This window comes from Pseudomonas sp. M5 (assembly GCF_016907075.1).
Lineage (GTDB): Bacteria > Pseudomonadota > Gammaproteobacteria > Pseudomonadales > Pseudomonadaceae > Aquipseudomonas > Aquipseudomonas putida_E.
This window is the reverse complement of record NZ_JAFBBH010000001.1, coordinates 4,173,487-4,192,861: the sequence shown is the minus strand read 5'-3', so window position 1 is coordinate 4,192,861 and position 19,375 is coordinate 4,173,487. Positions and strand designations below refer to the sequence as shown.

The 19,375-nt window shown below is 61.7% G+C and carries 13 protein-coding genes and 2 pseudogenes; 4 read left to right on the top strand and 11 right to left on the bottom strand.

From position 1 onward, the window contains the following. Positions 1 to 31 precede the first annotated feature (31 nt). Positions 32 to 637 (top strand): hypothetical protein, encoded by a 606-nt coding sequence (locus JOE27_RS19060; RefSeq protein ID WP_039603331.1) that lies wholly within the window; start codon positions 32 to 34, stop codon positions 635 to 637. A 54-nt stretch (positions 638 to 691) separates the two neighbouring features. Here JOE27_RS19060 and JOE27_RS19055 read toward each other — a convergent pair whose 3' ends face one another. The 8 genes from JOE27_RS19055 to putP form a co-directional block, all read right to left on the bottom strand. Further along, positions 692 to 1,465, bottom strand: coding sequence for a hypothetical protein (locus JOE27_RS19055; protein WP_046785067.1), 774 nt, complete (start codon positions 1,463 to 1,465; stop codon positions 692 to 694). A 67-nt stretch (positions 1,466 to 1,532) separates the two neighbouring features. Then, on the bottom strand, positions 1,533 to 2,489 hold the full coding sequence (locus JOE27_RS19050) for a glycosyltransferase (RefSeq protein ID WP_115273450.1): 957 nt from the start codon (positions 2,487 to 2,489) through the stop codon (positions 1,533 to 1,535). Between the two features lie 48 nt (positions 2,490 to 2,537). Further along, on the bottom strand, positions 2,538 to 3,941 hold the full coding sequence (locus tag JOE27_RS19045; protein ID WP_115273449.1) for a PIG-L family deacetylase: 1,404 nt from the start codon (positions 3,939 to 3,941) through the stop codon (positions 2,538 to 2,540). Beyond that, positions 3,938 to 4,834, bottom strand: a complete 897-nt coding sequence (locus JOE27_RS19040) for an antimicrobial resistance protein Mig-14 (protein ID WP_119688173.1) — start codon at positions 4,832 to 4,834, stop codon at positions 3,938 to 3,940. Before JOE27_RS19040 ends, JOE27_RS19045 begins: the two co-directional genes overlap by 4 nt. Further along, positions 4,834 to 5,964, bottom strand: a complete 1,131-nt coding sequence (locus JOE27_RS19035; RefSeq protein WP_046785063.1) for a glycosyltransferase — start codon at positions 5,962 to 5,964, stop codon at positions 4,834 to 4,836. The genes JOE27_RS19040 and JOE27_RS19035 overlap by 1 nt, the downstream gene beginning before the upstream one ends. Next, a complete protein-coding gene (locus tag JOE27_RS19030) occupies positions 5,948 to 7,705 on the bottom strand; it encodes a carbamoyltransferase (protein ID WP_115273446.1) in 1,758 nt (585 codons plus the stop codon). Before JOE27_RS19030 ends, JOE27_RS19035 begins: the two co-directional genes overlap by 17 nt. Positions 7,706 to 7,889: 184 nt before the next feature. After that, positions 7,890 to 8,726 (bottom strand): 23S rRNA (adenine(2030)-N(6))-methyltransferase RlmJ, encoded by an 837-nt coding sequence (gene rlmJ / locus JOE27_RS19025; protein WP_115273445.1) that lies wholly within the window; start codon positions 8,724 to 8,726, stop codon positions 7,890 to 7,892. Between the two features lie 129 nt (positions 8,727 to 8,855). Continuing rightward, positions 8,856 to 10,334: a sodium/proline symporter PutP gene (gene putP / locus JOE27_RS19020; RefSeq protein WP_119688171.1), complete on the bottom strand. Its 1,479-nt coding sequence runs from the start codon at positions 10,332 to 10,334 to the stop codon at positions 8,856 to 8,858. A 356-nt stretch (positions 10,335 to 10,690) separates the two neighbouring features. On the opposite strand from putP, the gene putA reads away from it, so the two are divergent. Then, entirely contained in the window at positions 10,691 to 14,644 is a 3,954-nt protein-coding gene (putA, locus tag JOE27_RS19015) for a trifunctional transcriptional regulator/proline dehydrogenase/L-glutamate gamma-semialdehyde dehydrogenase (RefSeq protein ID WP_119688170.1), read from the top strand. Between the two features lie 170 nt (positions 14,645 to 14,814). On the opposite strand, the pseudogene JOE27_RS19010 reads toward putA, so the two are convergent. Together JOE27_RS19010 and JOE27_RS24910 are read right to left on the bottom strand one after the other, a co-directional pair. After that, positions 14,815 to 15,078, bottom strand: a pseudogene (locus tag JOE27_RS19010) (DUF3077 domain-containing protein). A gap of 155 nt (positions 15,079 to 15,233) precedes the next feature. Continuing rightward, a pseudogene (locus JOE27_RS24910) lies at positions 15,234 to 15,474 on the bottom strand (hypothetical protein). A gap of 539 nt (positions 15,475 to 16,013) precedes the next feature. Here JOE27_RS24910 and JOE27_RS19005 point away from each other — a divergent pair. Further along, positions 16,014 to 16,421: a hypothetical protein gene (locus tag JOE27_RS19005; protein ID WP_158621129.1), complete on the top strand. Its 408-nt coding sequence runs from the start codon at positions 16,014 to 16,016 to the stop codon at positions 16,419 to 16,421. Positions 16,422 to 16,482: 61 nt separating this feature from the next. Here JOE27_RS19005 and JOE27_RS19000 read toward each other — a convergent pair whose 3' ends face one another. Further along, complete coding sequence (locus tag JOE27_RS19000) at positions 16,483 to 17,211, bottom strand: hypothetical protein (protein WP_144415439.1); 729 nt, start codon at positions 17,209 to 17,211, stop codon at positions 16,483 to 16,485. Between the two features lie 344 nt (positions 17,212 to 17,555). Between JOE27_RS19000 and JOE27_RS18995 the strand changes: the two genes are divergently transcribed. After that, entirely contained in the window at positions 17,556 to 19,358 is a 1,803-nt protein-coding gene (locus tag JOE27_RS18995; protein ID WP_204919462.1) for an acyl-CoA dehydrogenase, read from the top strand. Positions 19,359 to 19,375 lie beyond the last annotated feature (17 nt).

Sequence of the window (19,375 nt, the reverse complement as noted above, 5' to 3'; positions counted from 1 at the left end):
ATTTTGCTCGCCAGACGACAAGGCTCAACTCATGCAATGCTCTCGGCTCACCCAGGTCGACTTCGATCAGCTGACACTTGGCGCCCAGATACTGGAGGCGGACAGCCATGGCGCCAAAGTCTACCTGCTTGAGGATGGTAACTTCCTCAAGGTTTTTCGGCGCAAGCGTCTGATTTCATCTGCGCTGCTGCGCCCCTACTCCCAGCGCTTCGTGGACAACGCTGCGCGCCTTGCGCAGCTGGGCATCCCTACGCTCGAGGTAATCAGCCAGCACAAGCTCGACCTGCCGGGCAGAACAGCGGTGCTGTACCGGCCATTGCCGGGGCGCACGCTGCTGCAGATGTCGCGGGACGAAGGCTTCAGCTGGGACATCTACCTGCCCCGCCTGATCACCCTGATCCGCCAGTTGCACCGTAGCGGCGTGTACTTCCGCTCGCTGCACCTGGGCAATGTGGTGGTCACGCCCGACCAGCAGCTGGGCCTGATCGACGTTGCGGACATGCGCTTCCTGCGCCCGCCGCTGTCTGCCCGTATGGTTCGACGCAACGTGCAACATATGGTGAGTTACATCGCACGCGAGAAACTGGGCGACCGCTTCCCCCTCGCCGATTTCCAAGCGGCCCTGCTGGCGCGTTGAACATCAGCCCGGCAGCGCCTGGCAGGCCGTTGAAAAAACCTGCCAGGCGCGGTGTCAGTGCACGAAGATGGATATACCCATACCTGCCAAGGCACCGATCACCAGCGTCAATGCGAGCTTGACCCGGTCGCGATTACGCCGCTTGGCCTTGCGGTGCACTTCTTCAGGCACGGTGACGTGGCTGCCAAAGCCTGTGTGCAGTACCGCGTCACCCTCCAGGGTCACCGCTGTCAGTTTCAACTCCGCGTAACGGCGCGACAACGCCTTCTCGCCGGCATAGGCGGCAAATGGCGCACAGCGCTGATAATCGCTCAGCCGACGCAAGCCCGGGTTGAGGGAAAAGGCCTGCCATTCGGCTTTCTCGGAGTGCAATGGATAGCACGGCACGCCGGCGATCACCTGGCGATCCCCCAGATGAATGTAAGGGCTGTGGATCGACAAGTCATGGGCGTGGCTGCGCAACCAGACTTGCAGCACATCGGGGCTGACCTCGAGGATCGCCTTGGAGTCTTCGACGAAGGCCTGGCGATAGAAGCGCCAGTCGTCCTCGCAATGGAAGATGTAAGCCGTCTTCACATGGCTGTACGCCAGGTCGATCGACGCCAGCTGCCCAAGCTTGGGGCGGTTGACGAACACCGTGCAGTGGGGTTTCCAGTGCTCGGGTACGGCACCGTGAACAGCGTCGTCACCGGAGTCCTCGGTAATGAAGACCTCGCGAATGGGCGCTGTGTTGTAGCGATCGAAGCTCTCAAGGGTTTCCTTGAGCAGATCGAACCGACCGCAGCTGGTCACGACAAGCGTGACATCACTATCATTTGAAAAGCGCACCGGACTCCCTCCGCGTTGCGACAACAGACTTTGCGTAGCCACTCCCTGGCCACGAAAGCTCTTTAGATTAAATGCCCAGCGTCAACCGCAGCCTCTGCCAGGCGGACAAGGGCGGGTGCGGCCTGAGTGCCGGGCGCATATGGTCGACGATGCTACGGCCAACTTCAGCGAAACTGAAGCGGGAAACCGCCAGGTCCCGCCCATTTTCCGCAATTTGCTGCGCCAGGCCCGGATCGGCGCGCAGGGTGCTCAGCTTCGCCTGGAGCGTCGGAATGCTGTCGTATAACACCACGTTGTGCATATCCTGCAGGCCCAGGGCGCTATTTTCTTCTGCCCCTTGGTCGAACGCCAGCAACACGCAGCCGCAGGCCATGGCCTCGAAGTTCTTGATCATGTACTCGCCCATGCCCACATCGGCACTGACGAAGAAACGGATCCGGTTGAGGGTGTTGCAATAGTCTTCGCCTGATTTGGTGCGGGTCACCACCAGGTTTTCCACCCGCCCCAGCTCATCCAGCAACGCCTTGCGCCCGCTGTAGGCAACACTGTTGGTACTGCCGACGAACGCCAGCTCGATATCACGCTCAAGCCCTTGGTCCGTGAGCAGGCGCTCGTCATAACCCTTGGGCACGAACACCGCATCGAAACCTTCCTGGCGCAGGCGCTCACTGACCATGTAGCCGGAACTGATCACCCGTGCCCACGGCAGCTTGCGGTAATGCGCACTGAACTTGCCGGTGTACTTGCAGGGGATGTAGTTCTGGTAGGCATCATGCTCGAGGATCACCAGGTTCGGCACGGTACGGATGAACGCCGCCTGGCGTATCTCCTGCTTGAAGCGCAGGAAGAAGACGATGCGGTCATAGCGCTCGACCTGCACTTCACGTTTGAAATAACGGCGCAGGTTGCGCTGGTCATCGCTGGTCAACCAGCGCAGGTCGCACTCACAGTTGGCCGCGACGCCGTCGTACAGGCGATCGAGGATCGCCCGCTGTTCCTTCTGCACCAGAAATAAGACTTTCATTGCTTTCCTTGGGCGCTCTGCGCCTTCGCGGTCAACCATCGGCATCATCTACAGCTCACGGCGCCAGAACAGTTCATGCCGGCGCACGGCCTTGCGGAAGAACTCGTTCTCACCGTAAGGCGATGGCCGGCGCCCGGCCAGCCAGCGCTGCAACAGCCGACGCACTCGGCGCTTGAACGGTGCGCCAGGTTGCAGGTCGTGCATCATGCCCAGGGCCATCGCCTTGTCGCGCTGCGTTGGCAGGTCCAGCACCAGGCTGCAGGGTGCCCACGGCTGGTCGGCACTCAATTGCGGTGGCAAGGCCACTCCATCGCCGCTGTTGCCCATGGGCCAGCGGTCGTTGTCGTGCAGATGGTTGGCATAGCACAGCAGCGTCTGCGGCTGCCACGCCAAGCCCTGCAGCGCCTGCATGACGGCAACATGGGCGCAGATGTGATCAGGGTGCGGGTCCAGTTGCGGGTGCGGCATGACCAACACTTCAGGCCGGGCCATCTCCAGCAGCGCACGCAAGTCAGCCAGCAGGTTGTTCCAGGTTGGCGCGCCATCGCTGTCGGCCGGCAACCGCAACGGGTTGAAGCGACGGAACGGGCGGATATCGGCCATGTCGGCTTCTCGGGAAACGGCCGGCACATCGGGCGCTGCCTGCATGGCGGGCAGTTGCAGGCAGAAGTAGCCTAATTGCACGCAACGCGCCTCTGGCACCCCGGCCCAGCGCGGCACGGCAATGCTGTCCCAGGCGCGCAGACGGCCCTTCAGCCGTGCCGCCTCGGCCTTGCCCATGCCCATCTGCTGGTAGTGCTCTGTTTCGATTTCGCCAGCGGTCAAGGTCACCACCCAGGCTTCGTCCGCCTGGCTGTAAAGGCCATAGGCCGCCAGCTCGGCATCATCGGCATGCGGCGCGATCACCATCACGCGACGGCGCTGCGTTTCGACGCCGGCGGTTATCCACAGACGCGGCTGGCCCTGCAAACGACAGTGACGGCCGCGCACGCGCAGCGTACCGGCCTGCAGCGGTGCAGCCAGCCCGGTCAGGTTCAGGAAGCGAACGCCGTCGACACCGCGCTCGAACGCCTGCCGGTCAGCACACTCATCGGCCAGCAGCTCGACACACGGGTCGAGAAAACGCCCCAGCCATCCGCTTTTTACCCGCACTTCGAGGATCAGCGTTTCATTACCCTGCAGCGCCGCATCGACCTTGAGCACGCCGTCACGCAAGGTGACAGGCGCTTCGCCGGTCTGCTCGCCGAAGTTATAGGCGTAATCTTCGCCCGGTGCATAGAACAGATGATCAGCGAACCAAGCTTCGTGGGCAGCCCAGAGCAGCGGCAGCAGCAACAACGGCAGCCACCACCAGGCGAATACGCCCAGGGCAACCAGCACCGCCAGGCCGGCCAGCAGCCCCAGGCGCTTGTTGCGCCGGTGGCGCTTGAGCAACTGCTGTTTGCGGCTCACGCCTGGAACACCGGCACGGGGTTGCACCAACGGTCCTTGTACTCGCGGTCGGCACGGCCAAACGAGAAGCGCAGAGGTTTGTTGCGTGCGCGGGCATCGTCCCAGGCAGCTTGGGTGTTGAGGAAGCTCAGCACGCTGCCAGGGCTGAAGGCCTTGGTCTCAGGGTCGACGCCGCCGTTGACGTACTCGACACTGATCCACTGCGGCGCTTCGACCCGATAGACCAGCTGGATGGCGATGGGCTTGTCGTCGAGCAACAGCACCGAGCCGATCAGCAGCTCACGCAGGCGCTCGAGCACATCGGCCATACGCTCGGCACCGGTGGCCGGGAACCCCCAGCGGCGCTGGAACAGGTCGCAATACATGGCCGCGATCTGCTGGGTATTGAAATCGGTAATAGGGCGCACCACACCACCCGCCTCTTCCAGCAGGCGCAACTCGCGGCGCTGGTTGTAGCGGAATTTCTTCGACAGGTCTTCATGCGCCCGGGCCATCGCCAACTGCTCTTTCTGAGCCTTTAGGCCGCTGAAGCGCCCCTGGTTCAGCTCGGACAGGTAGCGCGCGGTATGGCGCAAGGGTGCGGCGGCATCGCCAGCGGCTGGCAGAATGATCTCGGCATTGCCCAGGTCAAACAGGCCTTTCTTGCCGGCACGCTTGAGCACGTCCTTGGACAGCGCCAAATGACGCCCCCAGGTCGCAACGCCAGCCTTCAGCTCGCCTGCCTGATGCCAGCCCAGGTAACGCACGGGTATCTGCGCCAGGTCCGCCAACTGCTCGATCACCAGCGGGTGCGTGGCAACGCTGCCACCGAAGCGTGCCCACGCCTCGGCGTAGGCGGCAGCGTCGATCACCTGCCATCCGCGTTCTCGCCAAGCCTGAATATGATTGAGCATCACTTGCCCACCACCAGCGCGCTTACCTGCGGCAGCTGCCAGAAGGCTTCGCGCACGGCCTGATCGGAGAAACGCTCGCGCAGGCGCTGCAGCATGTGCGAGGCGCATGCATCGCGCTGCTGCTCGTCCAGCAACGCCATATGCTTCAAGCCTTGGGCCAGCTGCGAGGCATCGCCGAGCGGGAACAACACACCCACACCCTCGACCACTTCACGAGCCCCGCCGCAGGCCGTTGCCAGCACAGGTACGCCGGCCACCATGGCTTCGAGCAGGACCATACCGAACGGTTCATGGTCGGAACTCAGGGCAAACACGTCGAATGCCTGGAAGTAGCGGCGCGCATCCGGGACCTGGCCCAGAAAGTCGACTTGCCCGGCAATGCCCAGCTCGCCAGCCAGCGCCTTGAGCTTGTCTTCCAGGCGCCCCATGCCGAGGATCGCCAGACGAGCGCCGGCCGGCAGCTCAGGCAGGGCTTGGGCAAAGCCGCGCAGCAAGGTCGCCTGGTCCTTGTCCGGGTGCAGGCGCCCGACATTGCCGACGACCCACGCCTGCGCATCCAGGCCAAGGGCCTGACGCGCTTCAGCGCGCGGTACCAGTGCGGCCTGCAGGGCCTCGATGTCGATACGGTTGTACAGCGTCTGGATACGTTCGGCCGGCCACTGAGGCAGGCAACGGCGCATGTCGTCACGCACGGCGTCCGACACGCCAAGCAGGCTCAGCCGTTTGCTGAACAGGTTGGCGAACAGGCGCCGCCCCTTGCGCTCATAGTCGCCGAACGCATGGTGCACGCCGATCACCGGCAGGCCCGTCGCCAGCAAAGCCACGTAGATCGGCTTGAAACGGTGGGCGATGCAGAAGCTGAAATTGCGCTCGGCCGCGATGCGGCGCAGGGCGCGTATGGCGCCGAGCTTCAGGCCGCGGACGGCCTTGGAGCTGAATTGGAGGAACAGCACCTCGTCCGACGCGCAGCCAGCCGCAACCTGCGGGTCGGCGGCGCCGGTGAGAAATACCGTGGTGACCTTGTAGCCGCTGCCCTGGAACAGGCTGGCGTACTGACGGGCGCAGTCGAGGAACGGCCCGTCGTAGCCATGGCAGAACTGCAGGATGCGCGGTTCAGAGCGGCTGGTCATACGCGGCGGCGCCGTCCTTCACAACAAGAATGTCTTCCATGATCAGGTACTGCAGGTCCGAACCGAAGAACATGTTCAGCGCATCGGTCGGCGAGCAGATCATCGGCTCGCCACGGCGGTTGAGCGAAGTGTTCAGCGACACGCCATTGCCGGTCAGGTCTTCCAGTGCCTTCATCATGTCGTAGTAACGCGGGTTGTACTCACGCTTGAGCACCTGGGCACGCGAAGTGCCATCCTCGTGAACCACTTCCGGCACACGGGTTTTCCACTCTTCGGCCACTTCGAAGGTGAAGGTCATGAACGGCGCCGGGTGATCGATCTTGATCATTTGCGGGGCGACGGTGTCGAGCATCGACGGGCAGAAAGGTCTCCAGCGTTCGCGGAACTTGATCTGGTGGTTGATGCGGTCAGCCACACCTTCGACGCTCGGGCAGCCGATGATCGAACGGCCACCCAACGCGCGCGGGCCGAATTCCATGCGGCCCTGGAACCAGGCCACCGGGTTACCGTCGACCATGATCCGGGCGATCTGCTGGGGCATGTCGTCGAGCTTGCGCCATTTCGGCTGGTTCGGGTGACGGGCACAGGCGGCGATCACGTCTTCGTTGGAGTACGAAGGGCCGAGGTAGACGTGCTCCATCTTCTCGACCGGTACGCCACGGGCATGCGACACATAGGCCGCAGCACCGACTGCAGTACCGGCGTCACCGGAGGCCGGCTGGACGAACAGCTCTTTGACGTCCGGACGGGCGATGATCTTCTGGTTGAGCTTGACGTTCAGCGCGCAGCCGCCAGCGAAGGCCAGCTTGCCGGTTTCACGCAGGGTGTCGCCCAGGTAGTGGTCGATCATCTGCAAGGCCAGCTTCTCGAACAGCGCCTGCATGCTCGCTGCGTAATGGATATAGGGCTCGTCGGCAATGTCGCCTTCGCGCTTTGGGCCCAGCCATTCGATCAGTTTCGGCGAGAAGTAGAAGCCCTTGCCCTTCTCTTTATAGCGGCGCAGGCCGATGACGTTGGCATACTCGGTGTTGATCACCAGTTCGCCGTTCTCGAAGCTGGCCAGGCGGGAGAAGTCATATTTGCTGGCATCGCCATAGGGCGCCATGCCCATGACCTTGAATTCGCCATCGAGCATTTCGAAGCCGAGGAATTCGGTGATCGCGCCGTACAGGCCGCCCAGCGAATCCGGGTCGAAGAATTCCTTGATCTTGTGGATCTTGCCGTTTTCGCCATAGCCGAAGAAAGTGGTGGCGTACTCACCCTTGCCGTCGATACCCAGGATCGCGGTCTTTTCCTTGAAGCCCGAGCAGTGATAGGCACTGGAGGCATGCGCCAGGTGGTGCTCGACCGGCTCGATCTTGACTTTTTTCGGGTCGAAGCCCAGTTGCTCCAGGCACCAGACGATCTTCTTGCGGTAGCGCTTGTAACGGCGGTTGCCCATCAGGATCGCGTCGAGGGCACGGTCCGGGGCATACCAGTAGCGCTTGGCATAGTGCCAGCGAGCCTTGCCGAACAGGCTGATCGGGGCGAACGGGATGGCGACCACGTCGACATCGGACGGCTTGATGCCGGCCTGTTCCAGACAGAACTTCGCCGACTCGTAAGGCATGCGGTTCTTCGCATGCTTGTCACGCACGAAGCGCTCTTCTTCGGCGGCGGCAATCAGTTTGCCGTCGATGTACAGGGCCGCGGAAGGGTCATGGCTAAGGGCGCCGGACAGGCCAAGAATCGTCAATGCCAAGGGATTAGCCTCTTCATTCGGTAGAGATGCGCCAGCGGCCTCAGGGGCGGGTGGCGGCTAAAAGGCGGGATTATAACGCAAACACTTCCAACTGGCCCTATCGCCGGCAAGCCGGCACCGACAGGCGCGGCGCCGCGCAAAGAGCGGCGCCGCGGCGGCGACAGGGCCGGCCTGGGCACCCGCTTTATTCAGCGATCAGCCAGTCCATCCGGTAGCTGCCGGCCGTCTGCGCCAGTTCTCTGGCCAGCCAGGGCAGCAGTTCCTTGAGTTCTTCTTCCAGCCCCCATGGCGGGTTGGCAATTGCCAGGCCCGAACCATTGAGGCCCTGCGGGCTGTCCTGGTGGTGAACGTACAGCTCGACCCGCAGCAGCTTGGGCGCACCAGTGCTGGTCAGGTCCTGGTAGAACCGGGTGAGCGAGCGCTGGTCCTTGATCGGGTACCAGATGGCCGCGACGGTCTGGCGCATGCGGCCGATCGCCTCTTTCATCGAGGTGGTGCAACGTTTGAGCTCATCGGCCTGTTCGAACGGCGGGTCGATCAGCATGATCGCGCGCTTTTCCGGCACCGGCAGCAACGCCCGCGGCACATGCCAGCCTTCACCCAGGTGCACCACCACGCGCGGGTCTTTCTTCATGTTCTCTTTGAGCAGCGGCCCGTCTTCGGGGTGCTTCTCGTTGAGCAGGGCGCGGTCCTGCTGGCGCATCAGGCGGCGGGCCAGCTCCGGCGAGCCGGGGTAGTAGCGCAACTCGCCATCGCTGTTCAGGCGCTTGATGATGCGCAGGTAATCGGCGGCCATGGCCGGTAGATCATCGCGGTTCCACAGGCGCGCGACCCCTTCCAGGTACTCACCGGTACGGGTGGCCTGGTCGCCTTGCAGGTCATACAGGCCCAAACCGGCGTGGGTGTCGATATAGGCGAACGGCTGTTCTTTGCGCGACATCAGGGCGATGAGGCGGGTCAGCACGATGTGCTTGAGGACGTCGGCATGGTTGCCGGCGTGGAAGGCGTGACGATAGTTCATGGCAACTCCTGCGCGAGCGGCAAGTTTACCTTGCCTTGCCGGCGGAGTCAGGCCTGGCTGCCGATCGACAGCGCCCCGACCGCCGGTTTAGCGGCGGCCGGGGCACCTCGACCCGACAGGTGTCAGGTATTACTTTTCAGCGTGATACGCGGCATCAGCGGTTTCAAAGCGCGAAACCATGCTGCTCGACGGGCTGCTCAGCTTGCTCACCACGACAATGGCGATGCTGGCGAACAGGAAGCCCGGGATGATTTCGTACAAACCGATGGTGTCGAACTGTTTCCACAGGATCACGGTCAGCGCACCGACCACGATACCGGCCAGCGCGCCGTTACGGGTCATGCCTTTCCACAGCACCGAGATCAGCACGACCGGGCCGAAGGCGGCACCGAAGCCGGCCCAGGCGTAGGCCACCAGGCCCAGCACGCGGTTTTCCGGGTTGGCAGCCATGGCGATGGCGATCAGGGCCACGGCCAGCACCATCAGGCGACCGACCCAGACCAATTCACGCTGCGAGGCATTCTTGCGCAGGAAGGCCTTGTAGAAGTCCTCGGTCAGCGCACTGGAGCACACCAGCAACTGGCAGCTCAAGGTACTCATCACCGCGGCCAGAATGGCCGACAGCAGCACACCGGCCACCCAAGGGTTGAACAGGATCTTCGCCAGCTCGATGAACACACGCTCGTGGTTCTCGGTGACCGGGCCTGCCAGGTCAGGGTTCGCGGAGAAATAAGCGATACCGAAGAAGCCCACGGCGCAGGTACCGACCAGACACAGGATCATCCAGGTCATGGAAATGCGGCGCGCCTTGGCGATGGATTTGACCGAATCGGCGGCCATGAAGCGCGCCAGGATGTGCGGCTGACCGAAGTAGCCCAGGCCCCAACCCATCAGCGAAATGATGCCGATGAAAGAAGCACCCTTGAGCATGTCGAAGTGCGCCGGGTTCTGCGCCTCGATGGCCAGGAAGGTCGTGTCGAAGCCACCCGTGGAGATCAGCACGATGATCGGGGTCAGGATCAGCGCGAAGATCATCAGCGAAGCCTGCACGGTGTCTGTCCAGCTCACCGCCAGGAAGCCACCGATGAAGGTGTAGGCGATGGTTGCCGCAGCACCGGCCCACAGCGCAGTCTCGTACGACATGCCGAAGGTACTTTCGAACAGACGGGCGCCGGCGACGATACCGGAGGCGCAATAGATGGTGAAGAACACCAGGATGACGATGGCCGAAATGATCCGCAGCAGGCCGCTGCTGTCTTCGAAGCGGCTGGAGAAGTAGTCCGGCAGGGTCAGCGCATCGCCGTTGTGCTCTGTCTGCACGCGCAGACGGCCAGCGACGAACAACCAATTGAGGTAGGCACCGACGGTCAGGCCGATGGCGATCCAGGCCTCGGACAGACCTGAAAAGTAGATGGCGCCCGGCAGGCCCATCAGCAGCCAGCCGCTCATGTCGGAAGCACCAGCGGAAAGCGCGGTGACAACGCTACCCAGGCTGCGACCGCCCAGAATGTAGTCGGAAAGGTTCTTGGTGGAGCGATAGGCGGCAAAGCCGATCAGTACCATTACCGCGATATAGATCACGAAAGTGATCGTTAGTGGATTGCCCATGCTTGTGCCCTGGCGTTTGTTTTTATTTCATGCACAACCGAATCGAGACGGTTGCACCCAGGCGGCGAATCCTATGCAACAACGTTAATAGGGTGCAACCACTTTTCGTCCGCCAGTTGCACCTTCTCGTGCATTTTCAGGTAATGCCGCTTTTTTGCTCCTTTATGGAGCAAAACCCGCGTTTTTCAGAACAAAACGCATCAGAAAAAAACGTATTTGAAGCGTAGGATCATTCATCGGACGAGTTGCACCTTTTCCGTCAAAAAATCGGGTTGCACCTGGTTGCACCCGAAATGTCCTACGGCTACTCTTGGCGTTAGCTTAGGCCACAACCGTGGCAATAACGAGGATAAGAAATGGCGACGACCACCCTTGGGGTCAAACTCGATGACCCTACCCGTGAGCGACTCAAGGCAGCTGCGCAGTCCATCGACCGCACGCCGCACTGGTTGATCAAGCAAGCAATCTTCAACTACCTGGAGAAGCTCGAGGGTGGCGCCACCCTGACCGAACTCAACGGTCAGGCCAACAGCCCGGCCGACGATGCCGGTGAAGTACAGCCCGACCATGCGCACCAGTGCTTCCTGGAGTTCGCTGAGAGCATCCTGCCCCAGTCGGTGCTGCGCTCGGCCATTACAGCCGCCTATCGCCGCCCCGAGCAGGAAGTGGTGCCGATGCTGCTGGAACAGGCGCGCCTGAGCGCGCCCCTGGCCGAGGCGACCAACAAGATGGCCGCCGGCATCGCCGAGAAGCTGCGCAACCAGAAGAGCGCCGGTGGCCGCGCCGGCATCGTCCAGGGCCTGCTGCAGGAGTTCTCGCTGTCGTCCCAGGAAGGCGTGGCGCTGATGTGCCTGGCCGAAGCCCTGCTGCGCATTCCCGACAAAGGCACCCGTGACGCGCTGATCCGCGACAAGATCAGCAGCGGCAACTGGCACCCGCACCTGGGCAACAGCCCGTCGCTGTTCGTCAACGCGGCCACCTGGGGCCTGCTGCTGACCGGCAAGCTGGTTTCCACCCACAACGAAGCCGGCCTCACCACCTCGCTCACCCGCATCATCGGCAAGAGCGGCGAGCCGATGATCCGCAAGGGCGTCGACATGGCCATGCGCCTGATGGGCGAACAGTTTGTCACCGGCGAGACCATCGCCGAAGCGCTGGCCAACGCCAGCCGCTTCGAGTCCAAGGGCTTCCGCTACTCCTACGACATGCTCGGCGAAGCCGCGCTGACCGAGCACGATGCGCAGAAATACCTGGCGTCCTATGAGCAGGCGATCCACTCGATCGGCAAGGCCTCCCACGGCCGCGGCATCTATGAAGGCCCGGGCATCTCGATCAAGCTCTCGGCACTGCACCCACGCTACAGCCGCGCTCAATACGAGCGGGTGATGGAAGAGTTGTACCCGCGCCTGCTGTCGCTGACTCTGCTGGCCAAGCAGTATGACATCGGCCTGAACATCGACGCTGAAGAGGCCGACCGCCTGGAGCTGTCGCTCGACCTGCTCGAGCGCCTGTGCTTCGAGCCTTCGCTGGCCGGCTGGAACGGGATCGGCTTCGTCATCCAGGCCTACCAGAAGCGCTGCCCGTATGTGATCGACTACGTCATCGACCTGGCCAAACGCAGCCGTCACCGCCTGATGATCCGCCTGGTGAAAGGCGCCTACTGGGACAGCGAAATCAAGCGCGCCCAGGTCGAGGGCCTGGAAGGCTATCCGGTCTACACCCGCAAGGTGTACACCGACGTTTCCTACGTCGCCTGCGCCCGCAAGTTGCTGGCGGTACCGGAAGCCATCTATCCGCAATTTGCTACTCACAACGCACACACTCTGTCGGCTATCTACCACATCGCCGGTCAGAATTATTACCCGGGGCAGTACGAGTTCCAGTGCCTGCACGGCATGGGCGAACCGCTGTACGAGCAGGTTGTAGGCAAGGTCTCGGAAGGCAAGCTTAATCGCCCGTGCCGCGTCTACGCGCCGGTCGGCACCCACGAAACCTTGCTGGCCTACCTGGTGCGCCGCCTGCTGGAAAACGGCGCGAACACCTCGTTCGTCAACCGTATCGCCGACCACTCGATCTCCATCCAGGAACTGGTCGCCGACCCGGTCGCCAGTATCGAGCGCATGGCCACCCAGGAAGGCAGCATCGGCCTGCCGCACCCGCGCATCCCGTTGCCGCGTGACCTGTATGGCAGTGAGCGGGCCAACTCGGCCGGTATCGACATGGCCAACGAACACCGCCTGGCGTCGCTGTCCTGCGCCATGCTGGCCACGGCCCACAATGACTGGAAAGCCACCCCATTGCTGGCCTGCGCCGCCAGCGAAGGCGCTGCCACAGCGGTACTGAACCCGGCAGATCATCGCGACGTGGTCGGCCACGTGCAGGAAGCCACCGTTGCCGACGTCGACAACGCCATCCAGTGCGCGCTCAATGCCGCCCCCATCTGGCAGGCCACTCCACCCGCCGAGCGCGCAGCGATTCTGGAGCGCACCGCTGACCTGATGGAAGCCGAGATCCAGCCGCTGATGGGCCTGCTCATCCGCGAGGCCGGCAAGACCTTCGCCAACGCCATCGCCGAGGTGCGCGAGGCCGTTGACTTCCTGCGCTACTACGCCGTGCAGGCGCGCAACGATTTCAGCAATGACGCCCACCGCCCACTGGGGCCAGTGGTGTGCATCAGCCCGTGGAACTTCCCGCTGGCCATCTTCACCGGCCAGGTGGCCGCAGCCTTGGCTGCCGGCAACCCGGTACTGGCCAAACCAGCCGAACAGACCCCACTGATCGCAGCCCAGGCTGTGCGCCTGCTGCTCGAAGCCGGCATTCCGGAAGGCGTGCTGCAACTGCTGCCAGGGCGCGGCGAAACCGTTGGTGCCGGCCTGGTCGGCGACGAACGCGTCAAGGGCGTGATGTTCACCGGGTCCACCGAAGTGGCGCGCCTGCTGCAGCGCAACGTCGCCGGGCGCCTGGACAACCAGGGCCGTCCGATCCCGCTGATCGCCGAAACCGGTGGCCAGAACGCGATGATCGTCGATTCCTCGGCGCTGACCGAGCAGGTGGTGATCGACGTGGTGTCCTCGGCCTTCGACAGTGCCGGCCAGCGCTGCTCGGCCCTGCGCGTACTGTGCCTGCAGGAAGACTCGGCTGACCGCGTGATCGAGATGCTCAAAGGCGCCATGGCCGAAAGCCGCCTGGGCAACCCGGACCGCCTGGCCGTGGACATTGGCCCGGTGATCGATGCCGAAGCCAAGGCCGGTATCGAGAAGCACATCCAGGGCATGCGCGAAAAAGGCCGCCCTGTTTATCAGGTCGCCATCGCCGATGCTGCTGAAACCAAGCGTGGCACCTTCGTGATGCCAACGCTGATCGAGCTGGAGAGCTTCGATGAGCTCAAGCGCGAGATCTTCGGCCCGGTACTGCACGTGGTGCGTTACAACCGCCGCAACCTCGACCAGTTGATCGAGCAGATCAACAACTCCGGCTACGGCTTGACCCTCGGCGTGCATACCCGCATCGACGAGACCATCGCCAAAGTGGTGGAGAACGCCAACGCCGGCAACATGTACGTCAACCGCAACATCGTTGGTGCGGTGGTGGGCGTGCAGCCATTCGGTGGTGAAGGCCTGTCCGGTACCGGCCCGAAAGCGGGTGGCCCGCTGTACCTGTACCGCCTGCTGTCGACCCGCCCGGCAGACGCCATTGGCCGTCACTTCCAGCAGCAGGATGGCGAAGGCAAACCGGACCGCACCCTGCACGATCAGCTGATCAAGCCGCTGCACGGCCTGAAGGCCTGGGCCCAGAGCAACCAGCTGGCCGACTTGGCTGCGCTGTGCGACCAGTTCGCCAGCCAGTCGCAGAGCGGCATCGCCCGCCTGCTGCCAGGCCCGACCGGCGAGCGCAACAGCTACACCATCCTGCCACGCGAGCACGTGCTGTGCCTGGCCGACAACGAGGCTGACCTGCTGGCGCAGTTGGCCGCAGTACTGGCCGTCGGCAGCTCGGCGGTGTGGGCAGACAGCGAGCCTGGCAAAGCCCTGCGTGCCCGCCTGCCGCGTGAGCTGCAGGCCAAGGTCAAGCTGGTGGCGGACTGGAACAAGGATGAAGTGGCGTTCGACGCCGTGATTCACCATGGCGATTCGGACCAGCTGCGCAGCGTGTGCCAGCAGGTGGCCAAGCGTGCTGGTGCGATCGTCGGTGTGCACGGGCTGTCCAGCGGGGATCACCAGATTGCGCTGGAGCGGCTGGTGATTGAGCGGGCGGTGAGTGTGAACACCGCGGCGGCGGGGGGGAATGCCAGCTTGATGACCATTGGCTGATTGCTGTTGATAAAAAAGGGGAGCTTCGGCTCTCCTTTTTTATGGGCGCATATCTTGAGATGTTTGGCGCCTGTGAGATCGAGCGCCGCGCGGGCGGCGCTCGATCTCACAGGCGCTGAAACTGCTGCGGCGAATACATTGGGGCCTTCATGCAGCCTGAAGCCAGGCCCTCACTGCTTCATCCCCAACTCAGCATCATCCATCAGTGCCTTGGCCATCGCACTCAAATAATGCGCAGCCCAGAGCATCATCGTTTTCTCATCCATCAACCCGGTAATGGTCAGTTCGCGCACATAGCCCATCAACTCCGAAGACTGCTCTCAGGCATCCCGGCACGGGATACCCGGCTCGATGCGAAACAGTGGATGTGTGCCATTCTCGCCCTGGTAGAAGGTGGTCTTGCCGACGGTGAACTGGGTGTCTTCTGTTGTCATTGTTCAATCCCCTGATAATTCTCGACTGCCTGGCCTGGCCCTTTCACGGGTGAACCCGCTCCCACAGGTTCATCACAAGCCCCAAGGCTTGCACAGTACCTGTGGGAGCGGGTTTACCCGCGAAGAGGCCAGCCCAGGCAACACATTACGCAGCCTCAATGCACAGGTCTGGCCTCAGCGGGCATCTGCACCTGAACCAATGCAGACTCAAGCAAAGCCCGCAGCGCCTCCAGTTCATGCATCGTGGTCATCATCAGGATCGAAGCCGGCGACCTGGGCTGCAGCTGCATGGCGTGGTGCACCACGGTTGCGGCACACAGCGCGTGATCCGTGGCCTGGATCAGGGTGTCTTCAAGGGAATGGGCGTTAGGGTGGATCGGGGACTATCTTCAGCATCATGGTTCACCTAGTGATAAAGGCCACTACACACCTGCTGTCAAACAAGAGGGTGGCAGCTGTACATGGGTTGACAGACCGGTAGGCAAACCAAAACCCGGCGCACACGAAGTGCCCCATGCACAGCTGCCATAAAGGCAAAGCGATTCGGTTTGACCTAAGCGGCCTGTCAAAGCCGGTCACTGATTCGGCAGCGACCACCCGAGACTAGGGCCCTACCCAGAGCACCGCAATGGCTTGGAGGGGGTTGGGAGTATGTTTGGGAAATGGACTACATGGAATAGGTGAAAACCTAAAATGATCTGCCGGAACTGGCCGGAATGCGGTGAGACTGGCAGGTGTTCGCGCCTCACCCTTTTCAGCGCCTGTGAGGCCGAGCGCCGCCCGCGCGGCGCTGCGCAGCACAAGGCTGCTCACATTTGTTGCAACGTGGCCATGCCTGTGAGGCCATGGTTGTCAGCCTTGTCGCATGAGCGAAGGAATGCGGGGCGGCAGCCGCGCCAACAGGGAAATACCGTCAAACCACAAAGCGGGCAACCATGGCCGAGCAGTTGCCACGCTATCTTTCCACCATGCGCGCCCCAGAGTTACGCCAAAGCCACCAGATACTCCACCCCTTAAACGCTTCTGAAGCAAGCAACAACCCAACCCATATCCAGTTATTGATGCCAGCAACGACCATAGGCAAGAGCAAAACCACCGAAACTGACGGAACGATGAAAAAAAATCTGAATGGCATCTGCACCAGCGCCAAAAACACCACGATTTTTTTACACCTGAAAAAACCCACGCATGTAACAATAACTGAAAACTGTAAAAACAGCCCGGCCCAGATCACAATGCCTGAACCACCCCAACTCCGCACTACGTCAAGACCACTATTCAAATCCGACAAAAAAGGTATTGCGCCTCGGGCGATATTACGCAAGATGTACAAAATAATATAAAACGCATCCATACTTGCCCAAAGCAAATATAGAGCTCGCTGCTTATTGGTAGTTGACACCATCAATAGGCCCCTATTCTATATTCATACTCCTCGTCAGGTACCACAGGACGCCAGTGCCAGGACTCCCCCGTGATCGCCCAGGCATCATCTGCCTGTACATAGTTTTGCGTTATCCGTCGTACATCCCCATATCGATGTGTAGCCGATAGTCTGGCGAAGCTCCGCTCCTTTTCGCCTAATGGCACCCACCTCTGACTTACCAATCTACGGGTATTAGCATAGTCTTTCCCCTCGCTCGAAAAAAGACGTCCCTCGTCACCTCGGGATGTTAAAAAGTTTGCGGCCAACGCCACCCCAGACCACAATAAATCTGTATCAATACTAAATGTTTTCCACTTGCCAGGGCCATCAGCTTCTGGGTATTTACTCTCAGACAGCAGTAAATCCAGCTTTGATTCCGCCCATCTCAAACGAGGGTAACGCGACACATCAATTGGAGAAATTGGCTGCTCCCGAATAAGGAACCACCTGCCGTCTTCCACCAGCTTCAAAGCTCGCCAGATATCATCCTGCAGCAAAGGACGCCCCAGAGGCAAATCACATGCTTTCTGGAAGTCACACAATCCACGCAGGGTCGTATTTTCCAGCAAAGCCCTCTGAACTACCGAACAAGCAAAAAAAGGGTCTTCAACCCTCTCTAAATCTTCTTTCCAAACGTCGCGCCACTCACAAATCCTGTCCATAGAATTCCTCCACAGTGAAGAATCAATATCTACCTCATTTTCCATCACTGCGGTCGTAGGAGATTTCGGCGCAGCGCGTAGGAATATTCCTGTCGCCTTCTACAAGCACGCCTCTGACGCCTCAAATTTTTCATGCAGTCAGTGGAATAGCAGAGCTTAAAAGGTGCCAAGGCTGACAGATGAATGCCTTTTGATCTCACACGTGCTTCAAGATTTGCTGCGAACGGGTGGCCTTGACGCTCACTCAACCCAGCCCCTTCCCCCGTCAACCAACATCAGAGGCTCCAAATGCGAGGATTTTTGACTGAACATCATCTCAATCAATCATGGTAGCCAGTCTTATTCGGCCAATCCTAGACTCGCCTCAAGCCCGCTCAAGGACCGCCCCCATGCCCGAGACCCTGCTCAGCCCCCGCAACCTGGCCTTCGAACTCTACGAAGTGCTCGACGCCCAAGCCCTCACCCAGCGCCCGCGCTTTGCCGAGCACAGCCGCGAAACCTTCGACGCGGCGCTGACCACCGCGCGCACCATCGCCGAAAAGTACTTCGCCCCGCACAACCGCAAGGCCGACGAAAACGAGCCGCGCTACGTGGACGGCCGCGCTGAACTGATCCCCGAGGTCAAGCCTGCCGTCGATGCCTTCCTCAAGGCCGGCTTCCTCAACGCCAATCGCGACTTCGAGGTCGGCGGCATGCAGCTACCCAGCCTGGTCTCGCAGGCCTGCTTCGCCCACTTCCAGGCCGCCAACGCTGGTACCACGGCCTACCCCTTCCTGACCATGGGCGCGGCCAACCTGATCGAAAGCTTCGGCAGCGACGAGCAAAAACGCCTGTTCCTGCAGCCAATGATCGAAGGCCGGTTCTTCGGCACCATGGCGCTGACCGAGCCGCACGCAGGTTCGTCCCTGGCCGACATCCGCACACGCGCCGAACCCTGCGCAGACGGCAGCTACCGGATCAAGGGCAACAAGATTTTCATCTCCGGCGGGGACCACGAACTGTCGGAAAACATCGTGCACATGGTCTTGGCCAAGCTGCCGGACGCGCCACCCGGTGTGAAAGGCATCTCGCTGTTCATCGTGCCCAAGTATCTGGTCAATCAGGATGGCCGCCGTGGCGAGCGCAACGACGTACTGCTGGCCGGGCTGTTCCACAAGATGGGTTGGCGCGGCACCACCTCCACGGCACTGAACTTTGGCGACAATGGCCAGTGCGTCGGCTACCTGGTCGGCCAGCCACACCAGGGCCTTGCCTGCATGTTCCAGATGATGAACGAGGCACGCATCGGTGTTGGCATGGGCGCAGTGATGCTGGGCTACGCTGGCTACCTGTATTCGCTGGAGTATGCCCGCCAGCGGCCGCAAGGCCGGCTGCCGGACAGCAAGGACCCTCTAAGCCCGGCGGTGCCGATCATCGAGCACACCGATGTGAAACGCATGCTGCTGGCACAGAAGGCTTACGTGGAAGGCGCCTTCGACCTGGGCCTGTACGCAGCGCGCCTGTTCGACGACACCCAGACGGCTGATGAAGAAAGCGCACGCCAGAGGGCACAAGCGTTGCTCGACCTGCTGACGCCAATTGTCAAATCCTGGCCTTCGACCTTCTGCCTGAAGGCCAACGAACTGGCCATCCAGATCCTGGGCGGCCACGGTTACACCCGCGAATACCCGGTAGAACAATACTACCGCGACAACCGTTTGAACCCGATCCACGAGGGCACCGAAGGCATCCAGTCACTCGACCTGCTGGGCCGTAAGCTGGCACAGCACAACGGAGCCGGCCTCAAACAACTGATTCGCCTGATCGCAAGTACCGGTGAGCGCGCCAGCCACCACCCCAATCTTGATGCCTTGCGCCAACCGCTCGAGCAACTGGTCACTCGCCTGCAAGCCGTGACCCTCGGCCTGCTGGGTGATCTCGCCCAAGGCCAGACTGCCGGCGCCCTTGCCAACTCGGCCCTGTACCTCAAGGCCTTTGGCCATTGCGTGATCGGCTGGCGCTGGCTGGAACAAGCGATACATGCCGAGCTAGGCCTGCTCAAGGGCAATGCCGCAGACCGCGACTTCTACCTGGGCAAACTGCAGGCAGCCCGTTACTTCCTGACCTGGGAGGTACCAGGCTGCCATAATGAGCTGGCATTGCTCGAGGCACGCGACGATACCTGCCTGGCCATGCAAGATGGGTGGTTCTAGGGGGAGCCACCGTGCAC

Excerpts from the sequence above, each read along its gene's own strand:
- putP (WP_119688171.1), bottom strand. The coding sequence starts at position 10,334 with ATGGGCAATCCACTAACGATCACTTTCGTGATCTATATCGCGGTAATG.
- JOE27_RS19005 (WP_158621129.1), top strand. The coding sequence starts at position 16,014 with ATGGCCGAGCAGTTGCCACGCTATCTTTCCACCATGCGCGCCCCAGAG.
- JOE27_RS19035 (WP_046785063.1), bottom strand. The coding sequence starts at position 5,964 with ATGACCAGCCGCTCTGAACCGCGCATCCTGCAGTTCTGCCATGGCTAC.
- JOE27_RS19000 (WP_144415439.1), bottom strand. The coding sequence starts at position 17,211 with ATGGAAAATGAGGTAGATATTGATTCTTCACTGTGGAGGAATTCTATG.
- JOE27_RS19060 (WP_039603331.1), top strand. The coding sequence starts at position 32 with ATGCAATGCTCTCGGCTCACCCAGGTCGACTTCGATCAGCTGACACTT.
- JOE27_RS19050 (WP_115273450.1), bottom strand. The coding sequence starts at position 2,489 with ATGAAAGTCTTATTTCTGGTGCAGAAGGAACAGCGGGCGATCCTCGAT.
- rlmJ (WP_115273445.1), bottom strand. The coding sequence starts at position 8,726 with ATGAACTATCGTCACGCCTTCCACGCCGGCAACCATGCCGACGTCCTC.
- JOE27_RS19040 (WP_119688173.1), bottom strand. The coding sequence starts at position 4,834 with ATGCTCAATCATATTCAGGCTTGGCGAGAACGCGGATGGCAGGTGATC.
- JOE27_RS18995 (WP_204919462.1), top strand. The coding sequence starts at position 17,556 with ATGCCCGAGACCCTGCTCAGCCCCCGCAACCTGGCCTTCGAACTCTAC.
- putA (WP_119688170.1), top strand. The coding sequence starts at position 10,691 with ATGGCGACGACCACCCTTGGGGTCAAACTCGATGACCCTACCCGTGAG.